At 39.1% G+C, this 14,134-nt stretch carries 9 protein-coding genes; 3 read left to right on the top strand and 6 right to left on the bottom strand.

Annotation, left to right across the window (positions count from 1 at the left end):
• Nucleotides 1-10: 10 nt before the first annotated feature.
• Nucleotides 11-3,199: an efflux RND transporter permease subunit gene (locus K4L44_10420; GenBank protein ID QZE15994.1), complete on the top strand. Its 3,189-nt coding sequence runs from the start codon at nt 11-13 to the stop codon at nt 3,197-3,199.
• Between the two features lie 365 nt (nt 3,200-3,564).
• On the opposite strand, the gene K4L44_10415 is transcribed toward K4L44_10420, so the two are convergent.
• The 5 genes from K4L44_10415 to K4L44_10395 form a co-directional block, all read right to left on the bottom strand.
• Nucleotides 3,565-4,218, bottom strand: coding sequence for an SdpI family protein (locus K4L44_10415; GenBank protein ID QZE13002.1), 654 nt, complete (start codon nt 4,216-4,218; stop codon nt 3,565-3,567).
• A gap of 4 nt (nt 4,219-4,222) precedes the next feature.
• Complete coding sequence (locus K4L44_10410; protein ID QZE13001.1) at nt 4,223-4,477, bottom strand: autorepressor SdpR family transcription factor; 255 nt, start codon at nt 4,475-4,477, stop codon at nt 4,223-4,225.
• Nucleotides 4,478-5,302: 825 nt separating this feature from the next.
• Complete coding sequence (locus K4L44_10405; protein ID QZE13000.1) at nt 5,303-7,048, bottom strand: phospho-sugar mutase; 1,746 nt, start codon at nt 7,046-7,048, stop codon at nt 5,303-5,305.
• Nucleotides 7,049-7,055: 7 nt separating this feature from the next.
• Nucleotides 7,056-7,940 (bottom strand): dTDP-4-dehydrorhamnose reductase, encoded by an 885-nt coding sequence (gene rfbD, locus K4L44_10400; GenBank protein ID QZE12999.1) that lies wholly within the window; start codon nt 7,938-7,940, stop codon nt 7,056-7,058.
• Nucleotides 7,937-8,887 carry an SDR family oxidoreductase gene (locus tag K4L44_10395; GenBank protein ID QZE12998.1) on the bottom strand — a complete coding sequence of 317 codons (951 nt, stop codon included), beginning with the start codon at nt 8,885-8,887 and terminating at the stop codon, nt 7,937-7,939. The genes rfbD and K4L44_10395 overlap by 4 nt, the downstream gene beginning before the upstream one ends.
• Before the next feature lie 555 nt (nt 8,888-9,442).
• Here K4L44_10395 and rpsA point away from each other — a divergent pair.
• Both rpsA and K4L44_10385 read left to right on the top strand, forming a co-directional pair.
• Entirely contained in the window at nt 9,443-11,275 is a 1,833-nt protein-coding gene (gene rpsA / locus K4L44_10390; GenBank protein QZE12997.1) for a 30S ribosomal protein S1, read from the top strand.
• Nucleotides 11,276-11,363: 88 nt separating this feature from the next.
• Complete coding sequence (locus K4L44_10385; GenBank protein ID QZE12996.1) at nt 11,364-12,284, top strand: ribonuclease Z; 921 nt, start codon at nt 11,364-11,366, stop codon at nt 12,282-12,284.
• Between the two features lie 57 nt (nt 12,285-12,341).
• On the opposite strand, the gene K4L44_10380 is transcribed toward K4L44_10385, so the two are convergent.
• Entirely contained in the window at nt 12,342-14,129 is a 1,788-nt protein-coding gene (locus tag K4L44_10380; protein ID QZE12995.1) for a hypothetical protein, read from the bottom strand.
• Nucleotides 14,130-14,134 lie beyond the last annotated feature (5 nt).

Below are 14,134 nucleotides of genomic sequence, written 5' to 3'. Positions count from 1 at the left end.
GGAATATATGATGAAAGAAGGAATCGCTGGCAAGATTGCCAAACAATTTATAAACTCGAAGCTCACCCCGCTTCTGATGCTTCTATTTCTGGGGCTAGGGTTTTATGGTGCTTCACTTACTCCAAGAGAAGAGGAGCCACAAATCTCTGTGCCTATCGCAGATATCTTTGTTCAATATCCAGGGGCAAATCCGGATGAGGTAGCCTCTCGTGTCTCCAAACCGTTAGAGAAGATTGTTTCGAACATTAGTGGGGTTGAGTATGTCTATTCTACTAGTATGAAAGGGCAAGCACAACTTGTGGTACAGTTTTATGTGGGGGAGGATATCGAACGCAGTATTGTTAAACTTTATAACGAAATCGTCAAACATATGGATCAAGTGCCCAAGGGTGTATCTATGCCTTTGGTAAAGACTCGATCTATTGATGATGTCCCTGTGATGTCTTTAACTTTGTGGAGTGATAACTATGACGACTATCAGATTCGTCGTATTGCCTCTGAGGTTGCTGATCAAGTGGGAACCATTAACGATATTGCACAAGTAAAAGTGATTGGAGGTCGATCGCGTCAATTTTCTGTTACTATAGACCCTGATAGACTGCGTTCATATGGACTAGATGCAACCATGATCTCTAGACAGTTGTCTTTAGCTAATGGGCAGAAGATAGTCGGTTCATTCTTCGAGAACAATCATACCTATTCAGTCAAAACAGGTACTTTTCTACGTTCAAAGGAGGATTTAGAACATATTATTGTCACGACAAAAAATGGTGTACCTGTCTACCTTGATCAAGTCGCAGTGGTGGAAGATGGTCCAGGAAAACCATCTCAGTATGTCACTTTCGGGTATGGAGAGCAGAATGAAGAGAACCGTTCCTCTTATCCAGCTACCACTATCTCTATCGCTAAGCGTAATGGGGCAGATGCGATGAAGGTTGCTGATTTGGTATTGGATAAAGTGTCTCATTTAGAGGAAAATTTGATTCCTAGTGATGTGCATATAGAGGTAACAAGAAATTATGGGGAGACAGCTTCTCATAAAGTAGATGAATTGATGTGGCACCTATTAGGTTCTATTCTTGCTGTGACATTGATCGTGGCATTAAGTATGGGATGGAGAGGAGGATTGGTTGTTTTTCTTTCGGTACCTGTTACATTTGCCTTAACTCTATTTGTCTATTATCTCTTAGGATATACGTTGAATCGTATTACGCTTTTTGCATTAGTCTTTGTTACAGGTATTGTGGTGGACGACTCCATTATTATAGCCGAGAATATGCATCGACACTTTAGGATGGGGAAGAAGCGCTTTATGGATGCTGCGTTAGAGAGTATTAGTGAAGTGGGAAACCCTACCATCCTAGCTACTTTTACTGTGATCGCAGCAGTGTTGCCTATGGTGGCTGTCTCAGGTATGATGGGACCTTATATGAGTCCGATGCCTATTGGTGCTGCCTTTGCCATGATCTTTTCACTTTTAGTGGCTTTGACGATTACTCCCTTTATTGCTTACCGTCTTTTGAAAAAGGAAGAGCGAACCGAACGCAATAGTGGAGACGAATTAGAAGGGGTTACCTCGACATGGATCTATAAGGCATATTATAAAGTGATGACTCCTCTTCTAAGCAGCAAAAAGCGACGTTGGACATTTATCGGAGCTGTTGTACTTCTATTACTGGGGTCTGTGACACTTTTCTATGTCAAATGGGTCGCAGTGAAGATGCTCCCTTTTGACAACAAGAATGAGTATCAGGTGGTGATTGATATGCCTGAGGGCACTTCACTCGAAAAGACATACGAAGCAACGCAAGCTTTAGCAAACTATATTAAAAATCAGCCAGAAGTAGAGAAATATACTTGTTATGTGGGAACTGCCTCTCCGATCACTTTCAATGGATTGGTTCGTCATTATGACCTAAGAGGTGCCAATAATATGGCGGATATTCAGGTGAACCTTACGGATAAAGATCATCGCGATATTCAAAGTCATGACTTAGCTAAAGCTGTAAGACCAGGACTTGAAAAGATTGCCAACAATTATGGTGCGAAGATCAAAGTGGTGGAGATGCCTCCAGGACCGCCTGTTTTAAGTACCCTTGTCGTGGAGGTATATGGACCAGATGCCAAAGAGCAACAGCGTATCGCGAAAAATATAGAAGACATCTTTAACGACAATTCGAATGTGGTAGACGTCGATAGCTATGTGGAGTCTGATAATTGGGAGTTTCAGTTTACAATCAACAAACAGAAAGCTGCCATGAGAGGAGTCGGAGTAGCACAAATAGAACAGGTATTGTACACTGCACTTCATGGTTCTAATATGATGAATATTATTCAGTCGGAGGAACAGAAGGAGGTGCCTGTTATTGTTCAATATAATGACAAAGAGTATACCTCTGTGGAGGATCTGAAACATATCTCTATGGTTTCACAAAATGGATCTATGGTATACCTTGGCGATGTCGTAGATGTCGAAAAGAGATTAGAGCCGAAATCGATATATCGTAAAAATCAACACTCCGTAACCTTTGTTACTGCCGAGGTGGCTGGCGACCTAGAGAGTCCTGTGTATCCTATGTTGGATGTCAAAGAGAAGATAGAGGCCATTCCTGTATCTGGACAAGATCATCTTTTACAGATGTATAATGGACAACCTTTTAACGACGACCAATATGTTGTAAAATGGGATGGAGAATGGCAGATAACCTACGATGTGTTTAGAGATTTAGGAATTGCTTTCGCAGTGGTGATTGTGATTATCTATATGTTGATTATTGGTTGGTTTCAAGATTATAAAGTTCCTATTATCATGATGATATCCATACCACTCTCGTTGGGAGGAATCTTGATTGGACACTGGCTTCTTGGTGCTTATTTTACTGCCACAAGTATGATTGGATTGATCGCTTTGGCAGGGATTATGGTGCGGAATGCCATCTTATTGGTCGACTTTATTCATATCCGACTCAAAGAGCGCATTCCGATGAAACAGGCCATCATTGAGGCAGGAGCTGTTCGTACTACTCCGATCTTGTTGACTGCAGGAACCGTAGTGATCGGAGCATTCGTGATTCTTTTCGATCCAATATTCCAGGGACTTGCCATCTCTCTGATGGGTGGTTCTATCGCTTCCACTGCCTTAACATTAGTCATTGTTCCATTGATCTTCTATATGGTCTATCGTAAAAGATATCAATAGAATTAGGATACGTCTTTCGTACGTTTTTATTTAAACACTCTTTTATCAAAAGCACTAGCACTTCGGTTCTAGTGCTTTGTCTTTTGTGGTTTGTCACTTTGGATATCTCTGATTGTTCCCTTTATTATAGATATCTCTGAAACACGATCTATTTATCGGTCTTTACGTGATTGTATGTGTTTTTTTCGCATTGTATTATCGACTTGAATAAAATATCTATCAGACTGTAGAGATAAGCTTTTTTTATCTCTTCAGTCATGGATATGCAAATTTTGTCGAGATTCTTTTAATCTTACTAAGTTATTAATATTTAACTTAAATAAACATTCTATCCATTCTAAACGTAAGTTGGAATGAACTCTCGTTTAAATAGTATTCTCTCTTTTTAGTTTTCTAAAAAGAATTCCTGAATATGCGATCGGGACAATAACCATAATGGATATAATGATGATAAATAGAGTATTACTTGTCTTGATAGGAAGAATCAAACTAGATAATATTACGATGAGACCCCCTACAAACCAAATTACACCACCTAACTTGTGTGTGGCTTTCCATACGGTCTCACTCTCTAAGGTCCATGGAACTTTTATTCCAAGGAAATAGTTTGGTGGGATGGTTTTCATAGAGTTTCCAATGATAGTGAATAGCAGTCCATTAAGCAAGAGAAAATAGTTCGGATCCCCGATCGTTTTGTGTTTTGCTGCATAGATAATGAATATTGCTATGATCGACATAACACTCGTGAGTAGAAGTTTGAGTGATGCGAGCTTTCTCCCCATCTTCTTCATCTTCTTTTTGGGGTCTATCTTTGGAAGAAAATGAAGAATCAAGTAGGTGGATAGAGGAAGAAGAAGAGAAATAAAAAATAGAGATATTTTGCTTCCATATCTATCTATTTCCCCATCTATGTTCCAATGGATGGGGATTGTTTGTGGCAATTCGCTCCATACAAAAGCAAGATAGATAAACGGTAGGGAGATAATAATCCAGTTCGGAATTTCTTTTTTTAAGTTCATGTTTTTACTTTTTTAATGTTAAAATCCAATTGAGAAGCTCCTCTAGAATCGTTGTGTTTAAGGAATATTCCACAAATTGGCCCTTCTTCTCACTCGTGATCAAATCTGCCCTTTTTAATATATCGAGATGATGAGATATGCTTGGTTTCGAGATATTAAATCGATCTGCGATCTCCCCAGCATTCATATCTTTCTCTTTTAAAAGTTCTACGATTCTCCTTCGAGTTTCATCATTCAGCGCTTTAAATATTAAATTCATTGATGTAAATACTTATATATTTAGACAAATATCTAAATAATATCTTATATATCCAAATATCAGTGGATTAAAGGGATTGAGAGAGGAGATTTTGATGGAGTCTATGCCTATTGTTGGGAGAGATTGCTTGTGGTTATTTTTATGTGGAAGTTTTATACAATGAGATGAAAACCGATAGTATTATGCAGGAGAGAGTGTAAAGCAAGTAGGTTCGAAAAATCGTTTAAGATATGGGGACAAGCAGGTGAAACAGTTAAGTGTCGTAAAGGAGGACTATTCCCAAAAAAATATGTAGAAAGAGACAAATATGGGTTGACATCCATTCGACCATTTTGTCTATAGGATGCAATTTATTGTTTGGTTCATGAAAAGGAATCAGGATATAAATAAAGGGGATTAACATACTTTTCGGGACAGTGCCCTCTATTTGTTTTAGGGGTATATTGGAAGGGTTTTGTCCCCTGTTTCTACCTGACTTTGTTCATGGTTGATTCGAATCTTGTTCATGCTTTGTCCACCCAATCGATGGAGAATCGATGGACAAACCATGGAGGAAGTATGGACAAACCATGGACAAACCTAGGTGGAAACCCCTTTGAAACCAGGATGAAATAGGGGAGATGTGAGAGAAAAAATAGAGGGATGGGAGTTTTAGTTGTTTTCTTATCAAAATGATTGTTTTTATAGGGGGTAGGAGAGATAGGAATATCTGTTGGGCGTTTTTTGTAAATGGTTATTCGGGAAGAAGGAGACAGGATGGGGATGTGGTGAAAAAAAAGGCTGACACGGTTTGAGTGTCAGCCTTTCGCATTGTGTGTTTGTGTTTTAGATTCCTAGATCTTTCATCACACTTTCGATTCGTTTCATTGCTTTTTCATCTGCAGAATGATACTCGTCTCTGGTGTTGATTTTACTTGTACACTCGAAGTAGAATTTGATTTTAGGCTCTGTTCCTGATGGACGTACCGACACTTTTGTTCCGTCTTCAGTGAAGAACTGAAGTACGTTAGATGTGCTTTTGTAGTTCATCTTTGTTATTTTACCTGTTTCAAGATCTTTGTCTTCTAGAGTAGAGTAATCTTTGATACGAACAAGCTTTGATCCACCAAGCGTAGCAGGAGGAGTCTCTCTGAAGTTCTTCATCATCTCTTGAATCTCTTCTGCTCCAGTTTTTCCTTGACGTACAATATATTTCATGAATTCTTTAGAGAAACCATACTCTAGGTAGATGTCTTGAAGAAGTTCAAATAGAGATTTTCCTTTGTCTTTTGCCCAAGCAGCAATTTCTGCCATCAAAGCACAAGCAGTTACTGCATCTTTATCTCTTACGAAGTCTGAAGGAAGGAAACCGAAGCTCTCTTCTCCACCACCAATATATCTCTTGGTTGCTTCATTATCGCGAATTACGTCTGCAATAAACTTGAATCCTGTGTAGCTGTCGAAGTACTCTACATTGTTCGCTTCTGCAATTTTAGCGATCAACTCACTTGTAACAATTGTTTTCACTACATACTCTTTACCAGTGATGCGTCCTAGCTCTTTGTTACGAGCGATAAGGTAGTATGTGAATAGAATACAAGTTTGGTTTCCGTTTACGATGATAAACTTACCAGAGTCGTCACGTACACAGACACCAATACGGTCTGCATCGGGATCAGTCGCCATCACTATTTCTGCACCAGTCTCGTTTGCTTTAGCGATAGCCATTTCCATTGCCGCAGCTTCTTCGGGATTTGGAGAGACTACGGTTGGAAATTCGCCACTCACTACATCCTGTTCAGGAACGTTAATGATGTTTGTGAAGCCGAACTTACGAAGTGCTGCAGGAACCATTTTGTATCCAGTACCATGGATTGGTGTGTATACAATCTTCATATCTTTATGTCTCTCGATCGATTGAGGGGACATAGAGATTTGGTGAGATGCTTCGATGAATTTTTTATCCATCTCTTCTCCCATGACATGGATAAGCTCTTTGTTTGGCTCGAAAAGGATGTTTTCTACTTTGATGTTTGCTACTTCGTCAATGATATTCTTATCGTGAGGTGCTACAATCTGAGAACCGTCATTCCAGTAAGCCTTATAACCATTGTAGATCTTTGGATTGTGGGATGCAGTAATGATAATACCACTTTGACAATCTAATTCACGGATTGCGTAAGACATCTCAGGAGTAGGTCTTAACGATTCGAAGATATGGACTTCTATTCCGTTTGCAGAGAAGATATTTGCAGCGGTTTCTGCAAAATATGGACTATTATTACGGCAATCATATCCAATAGCTACTTTAATATCTTTTTTGTTTGGATATGTTTTTTTAAGATAATTTGATAGCCCTTGTGTTGCTGCTCCAACAGTGTAGCGATTCATTCTGTTAGAACCAGGTCCCATAATACCGCGAAGTCCTCCGGTACCAAATTCTAAATCCTTATAAAAAGACTCGATCAAATCTGTCTTGTCTTCGTTCTCCAACATTTTTTTGATGGCATCTTTTGTTTCTTGGTCGTAAGGTCCTTCTAACCATTCAGTTGCTTTGATTTCAACTGTTGACAATATATCCATATTATTCATTTTTATGTTAGTTTCTTATATTTAGATTAAATTGTTGTACACACTGTTTCAGACTCGTTTCCCATTGCGGAATAGAGAGCTCAAAGGTATGTTTTATTTTTGTCTTGTCTAATACAGTAAATTTTGGTCTTGGTGCAGGACGCACAAACTGTTCTGAAGAAACAGGGTGTATTGCGCAAGTTATTTCGAATTTGCTGAATATTTTATGAGCAAAATCATACCATGATATTTGACCTTCATTACTGAAATGAAAGATACCAAATTTTTTTGTCTGTTTTCTATCTGTGTTTATAATCTTTACGATGACGTTTGCTAGATCTGGAGCATAAGTTGGTGTGCCAAATTGATCGTTCACCACTTGTATCTTTTTTTTAGATTGCCCTAGTTTTACCATGGTGTTGAAGAAATTTGCATGTAGGGCATCGTATAACCAAGCGGTTCGGATAATGGTGGCATAGGAAGAGGCATTCAGGAGTGTAGTCTCTCCGTCTCTTTTGGTGATACCATAGATGGATTGGGGGTTGGTTGTATGATCTTCTTGATAGGGATACGATGCTTCTCCGTCGAAGACATAATCTGTAGAGATATGAACCACCTCAATCTCCTTTTGTTGAGAGATCTCCCCGATGTTTTGTAGAGCACGGTGGTTGATAAGATCAGCAGTCTCTTTCTCTTCTTCTGCTTTGTCTACGGCAGTATAGGCCGCACAATTGACAATGATATCGATGTGATTGTCCACAACTATTTGATTGAGTTGTTCTCTGTTGGTTATATCACAATCCTCTCTTCCTAAGCATAAAGTACGGATATTGTTCTCATTTTTTAGTGCCCTATTTAGGTGAAATGCTAGCATTCCGTGTCCTCCAGTAATAAGGATATTCTTTTTTTTCATTGTCTTTCTTTAAAGTATGCAATGGTTTTTTCTAGTCCCTCGTTTAGTTCCACTTTGGGCTTCCATCCATTTAAGGTTTTGGTCGCGGTAGAGATGTTGGGTTGACGTTGGTTGGGATCGTCAATCGGTTTTTCAAGATAGATGATCTTCGATTTACTGTGGGTGAGATCTACAATTTTCTGAGCGAGCTCTTTGATGGTATACTCTATCGGATTGCCAATATTAATGGGACCTAAGACAGATGGGTCTGTATTCATCATAAGGATCATTGCATCAATCAAATCATCGACAAATTGAAAGCTTCGTGATTGGCTTCCATCGCCATAGATCGTGATATCCTTGTTCTCTACAGCTTGAAAAATGAAATTGGAGATGACCCTCCCATCATTGGGTTGCATTTTGGGGCCATAGGTGTTGAATATGCGGATAATTTTAATGTCTACATCGTTTTGAATATGGTAGTTCATAAAGAGCGATTCGGCACATCTTTTCCCTTCATCGTAGCAGGACCTTGGGCCTATGGGGTTGACATTTCCCCAATAGTCTTCTGTTTGTGGGTGAATAAAAGGATCTCCATAGACCTCAGAAGTGGATGCCTGTAGTATGCGAGCGTTGGTTCTTTTGGCAAGCCCTAGCATGTTGATTGCCCCCATGACAGATGTCTTGATTGTTTTGATTGCATTGTGTTGATAATGGACCGGGGAGGCAGGACAAGCTAGATTGTATATCTGATCCACTTCAATATAGAATGGCATGGTGATGTCGTGTCTCACCAACTCAAAGTATGGGTTATCCAATAGATGGATGATGTTGTCTTTGGTGCCAGTAAAGAAATTATCTAAGCAAGTGACTTCGTGTCCTTGGTTGAGCAACTTCTCGCAAAGATGGGAGCCAATAAAACCAGCTCCTCCTGTTACAAGGATTTTCTTTCTTCGGTTTGTGTTCATTATGTGATTCTTAATAATGTTTTCCCTCTTGAGATACGTGATTAGACTGCATCTTATTTCCTAGATAATGTATTCTAGATATTGTCAAATGAGGCGCTTCCTTAACCAACAACACCTTCCGTGAAAATAGTAAAAATCGGAAATATTTTAGACTTACGATTTAATATTTTATGACCCTCTTATCTGTTGTCGATCCTATTTAAATGTGATGTTCGACTCCCCAATATCTCTATTTATACTAGTATTGTTTTGGGCTGTATCATTACATCTTATTATAGGTATCATAACGAAGATAATGTGTTCATATAGACTTTTTGATATGCATGAAATGGTTTTCTAAATAGCATGTAAATATAACACATAATAGTGGTTTCTATTTTAATCGGAGAGCGATTTGCATGTCGTTTATTGTAAAAAATTACTCTATATTGATTAAGTGCCTAAGAAAAAGACAAAAAAAACATCTTTCATTCGGTGGTTTGGTAATTAATCGCTAATTTTGCCGCGATTTAAACGATATATTGTCTAATTTATTAATTGAATTAAGAAAATTAAATGAGCGAAAATTTAGAAAACAAGGCTGTTGAGGCAACTGAGGAGGTAAAAACTCAAGTTGTTGTTCACGAGGAGTTTGATTGGGATGCGTACGAAGCTGGTAAAACAGCTGCAGAAGTGAAAGACAAAGAGTTGGAAGCTATGTACGATAACACACTATCTGCACTTCAAGAAAAAGAAGTTGTTGATGGTAATGTGATCGCAATGAACAAGCGTGAAGTAGTTGTAAACATTGGCTACAAGTCTGATGGTATCGTTTCTTTGAACGAATTCCGTTATAACCCAGAGTTGACTGTGGGTGACGAAGTAGAGGTTTACGTTGAAAGCCTTGAAGACAAGAAGGGACAACTAGTTCTTTCTCACAAAAAAGCACGTTCTCTACGTAGTTGGGATCGTGTTAATGCTGCTCTAGAAAACGACGAAATCATCAAAGGTTTCATTAAATGTCGTACTAAAGGTGGTATGATCGTTGATGTATTCGGAATTGAGGCTTTCTTGCCAGGTTCTCAAATCGACGTGAAGCCTATTCGTGATTACGATATCTATGTAGGTAAAACAATGGAGTTCAAAGTAGTTAAGATTAACCACGAATTCCGTAACGTTGTTGTATCTCACAAAGCACTTATCGAAGCTGAGCTTGAACAACAGAAGAAAGAGATTATCTCTAAATTGGAAAAAGGACAAGTTCTTGAAGGAACTGTTAAGAACATCACTTCTTACGGTGTATTCATCGACCTTGGTGGCGTAGATGGTCTTATCCACATTACTGACCTTTCTTGGGGTCGCGTAAACCATCCAAGCGAGATCGTTGAACTTGATCAGAAGATTAACGTTGTTATCCTTGACTTCGATGATGATAAGAAACGTATTGCTCTTGGATTGAAACAATTGACTGCTCATCCATGGGATCAACTAGATACTGAGTTGAAAGTTGGTGATCGTGTGAAAGGTAAAGTTGTTGTGATGGCTGACTACGGTGCATTCGTTGAGATTGCTCCAGGTGTAGAAGGTTTGATCCACGTTTCAGAAATGAGCTGGAGTCAACACCTACGTTCTGCTCAAGACTTCATGAAAGTTGGAGATGAGGTAGAAGCTCAAATCCTTACTTTAGATCGCGACGAGCGTAAGATGTCTCTTGGTATTAAGCAACTAAAAAACGATCCTTGGGCTCAAATCGAAGAGAAGTACAGTGTTGGTACTAAGCATTCAGCTAAAGTACGTAACTTCACTAACTTCGGTGTATTCGTAGAGATCGAAGAGGGCGTTGATGGTTTGATTCACATTTCTGACCTAAGCTGGACTAAGAAAATTAAGCACCCATCAGAATTTACTTCTATTGGAGCTGAGATCGAGGTTGTAGTATTGGATATCGACAAAGATAACCGTCGTCTAAGCCTTGGACACAAGCAACTAGAAGAGAACCCATGGGATGTTTTCGAAACAATCTTTACTGTTGATTCTGTACACGAAGGAACTGTAATCGATATCTTCGACAAAGGTGCTGTTATCGCATTGCCTTACGGTGTTGAAGGATTCGCTACTCCACGTCACCTTGTAAAAGAAGATGGTACTCAAGTGATAGTTGATGAGAAATTAGAGTTCAAAGTAATTGAATTCTCTAAATCAGCTAAGCGTATCATTCTTTCTCACTCTCGTGTATTCGAAGATGTGAAACGTGCAGAAGATCGTGCTAAGAAATCAGCTGCTGCTAAAACAGCTAAAAAAGGTATGCAACACGTGAAGGATAACTTGGAGAAAACAACTCTAGGTGATATCACTGACCTTGCTGCTCTTAAGTCTCAAATGGAAGAGGACGAAAAAGGAGAAAACTAATCCGATTTCGTATCCATTAAAGGATTTATGATAATATTAATAGGTTGTTTCTGTATAGAAGCAACCTATTTTTTTGATATATATAAGAATGAGAGATCCAATTACTGTTACTATTTTAGGTTCAGGAGCTGCTGTTCCAACTCCCAAGCGTAATACATCGGCACAGGTGTTGTCTGTGAATCAAGTGCCTTATTTGATTGATTGTGGTGAAGGGACGCAAACACAGATGATGCGTTTTGGGGTGAAACAATCCCGTATCACAGCGATATTTATATCCCATCATCATGGGGACCATATTCTTGGATTGTATGGTATGTTGTCTTCGTATAATCTCTCAAACAGGACGAAGCCTTTACATATATATGCTCCTTCTGAAGTCCATCGTTTCTTTGTGTTGCAGAAAGATTTTTTTGGAGAAGTGTTTAATTACGACATTGTGTTTCATCCTATTAGTTTCAAGGGGGTGAAAGAGATCTATGAGGATAAGCGTATTCGTGTGACCTCGCTTCCTCTGAAGCACAAAGTGGGGTGTTGTGGATTTCTATTTGAAGAGAAGGAGAAGGAGCCTAATATCAATAAAGATGCGATTGAAACTTATGAGCTCTCCATCTCCGACATAAAGAGAATTAAGGATGGTGAAGATCATATTCTGGAGGATGGTAGGGTTATTCCGAATGCCAAACTTGTAACACAAGCCCAAGTTCCTAGAAAATATGTATACTGTACGGATACTGCGCCTGTAATAGACAAGTATGATGTGGTGAAAGGAGTGGATCTGCTATATCATGAGGCTACTTTTGACTGCAAGCAGAATCTCTTGGCAAAGAAGACAGGACATAGTACTTCTGTGCAAGCCTCTGAAATTGCTAAGAGTGTAGACGCAAAGAGATTGCTTATAGGACACTTCTCTAGTAGATATAAGGAGGTGTCTCCACTTGTTGCTGAGGCAAAAGAACTGTTTCCAAATGTGGAAGCGGTGAAGGATGGTGGTGTATATACTATTGAGTAAAATAGAAAGGGTATTGTCTGTAAATGTAGTGCATCTACAGACAATAATATTTTCCTTTTATGATTCTAAAAAGATCTTCTTGAGTAGGTAACTTGCATTCATCTTTTGTGTAGCTCCTTCTCTTAGTCTGTAGTCAAAGAGGATCTCTTCCTCTTCGTAGGTAAACTCAAAACAGTAGTTGTGGAAGTGTTCTGGTTTTTCCTCTTCTAGGTGTTTTAACTCAAGGTCATGGGTTGCAACAATGCCCGAACATGGGTAGTCTAGAATCTTTTCTAATACTATTCGTGATCCTTTGAGTTTGTCTTCTGAGTTTGTCCCCTTTAGTATCTCATCCAAAAGAATAAAACTGTTTTGATGACTCTCTAAGTGTGTTCTCATCTGTTTTAGTCGTATAAGTTCGGCATGGAAAAAGCTAATCCCCTCTGTTAGTTGGTCTGTATTTCTCATACTTGAGAATAGGGCCGTAGGTCTGAACTGCATCTTCTTTGCAAAGACAGTGGAGCCAGTAGAGGCAAGTATTAAGTTGATCCCTACGGTTCTTAGATAAGTACTTTTACCTGCCATATTTGCACCTGTCACTATATGTATGGTGTGCTGTTGTTGTATTTCGATGTTGTTGCCTACGACCTCATCTTTAGGGATGAGAGGGTGTACAACCTCTTCTGCATCGTATACTTTCTCTTGGCTAACTTCAGGATATGTGGTGGTGTTATAGTGATACGAAATATGCGATAGAGAGCAGAGTGCATCCAGTTCCGCGATGTGCTCTAACCATCTGCTTACATTATTTTGGTTCTTTATAAACCATCTGTCGGTACGTAATACAACCCAAAAGTCTCTGAAATATAACCCATTGAGGAGGACTGCTACTACTAAGTTTGCTCGTTGGTCTAGTGCTGATATAATACTGTTGAGTTCCTTGATTTCAGAAATGAAACTGTCGTCTTCGCCACATAATGATTTTGCTAGACGTTTTAATTTTGTGTCTTGAAAGGTGGACGATTCTTGATAAACGAGTTGTAGTAGCTGTTCTAAACCTCTCATAGAGCTTATTGTGGTGTCTAATAGAAGTTGTTGTTTGTTTATTTTCTTGGCTAAAGCTCCCGCTGATGCAATCAAAAGAAGGACTGTAATAATGGCAATACTTGGACTCAGGATCCCCAATGAGGCGGTGACAATTGCTGTTATATTGAATAGGGTGAGGAGGATTGCGATGACGATCTGTCCTTTGCTTGTAATAATTTTCTTGTAGTCCGAGGCCGCTTCTTTTAATGGGGTGATGTGCAGTGGGGTATTCCAACCTTCTGCCAAGATGTTTTGTCGCCATGTGATCTTTGAAGAGAGCTCTTTGGTTGCCTTTTGGTTTTCTCGAACCTCTTCTGCACTTCGGTCTGTATCTTGAAGAAGGGAAGCCAAATGGTCTGCTCCCTCTTTGGTCGCAGTTCTGTTGATCAGCTGAAAGAGAGACTTCTGTCCAAAGATCTCTAGATCGTAGCTGTAGTTGTGTTTGCTGTCTATATACTCTTTTCCATCACGAAACTTAGAGATGTCTCCTTCCAAAGAGGCTATCTCCGCCTCTAAAATCTTTATGAGTATAGAAAGTTTATTTCGGTATCGTTGGTGTTTTAAATCGTAAATATGGAGTACTGCAAAGGGAATTAATGGAAGTAATATGTATAGAAATGACAATCCATTGGTGAAAAGGTAGAATGTGTAGCAGATGGCTAAAAAGAGTAATAGTCTGGTGGTGCCTACCCATCTACTTACTCTTTTTGCTTTGATGGCTTTATGTTGCTTTGTTGAAAGTGTCTTTTGGTAATAACTATGACTTGGTTGATGGTTCATCTGTT

The organism is Prolixibacteraceae bacterium (assembly GCA_019720755.1).
GTDB classification, from domain to species: domain Bacteria; phylum Bacteroidota; class Bacteroidia; order Bacteroidales; family Prolixibacteraceae; genus Halosquirtibacter; species Halosquirtibacter laminarini.
Note: the sequence above shows the minus strand (reverse complement) of the source record. Positions and strands in the feature narration are given on the sequence as shown.

Excerpts from the sequence above, each read along its gene's own strand:
- rfbD (QZE12999.1), bottom strand. The coding sequence starts at position 7,940 with ATGAAAAAAAAGAATATCCTTATTACTGGAGGACACGGAATGCTAGCA.
- K4L44_10410 (QZE13001.1), bottom strand. The coding sequence starts at position 4,477 with ATGAATTTAATATTTAAAGCGCTGAATGATGAAACTCGAAGGAGAATC.
- K4L44_10385 (QZE12996.1), top strand. The coding sequence starts at position 11,364 with ATGAGAGATCCAATTACTGTTACTATTTTAGGTTCAGGAGCTGCTGTT.
- K4L44_10415 (QZE13002.1), bottom strand. The coding sequence starts at position 4,218 with ATGAACTTAAAAAAAGAAATTCCGAACTGGATTATTATCTCCCTACCG.
- rpsA (QZE12997.1), top strand. The coding sequence starts at position 9,443 with ATGAGCGAAAATTTAGAAAACAAGGCTGTTGAGGCAACTGAGGAGGTA.
- K4L44_10420 (QZE15994.1), top strand. The coding sequence starts at position 11 with ATGAAAGAAGGAATCGCTGGCAAGATTGCCAAACAATTTATAAACTCG.
- K4L44_10395 (QZE12998.1), bottom strand. The coding sequence starts at position 8,887 with ATGAACACAAACCGAAGAAAGAAAATCCTTGTAACAGGAGGAGCTGGT.
- K4L44_10405 (QZE13000.1), bottom strand. The coding sequence starts at position 7,048 with ATGAATAATATGGATATATTGTCAACAGTTGAAATCAAAGCAACTGAA.
- K4L44_10380 (QZE12995.1), bottom strand. The coding sequence starts at position 14,129 with ATGAACCATCAACCAAGTCATAGTTATTACCAAAAGACACTTTCAACA.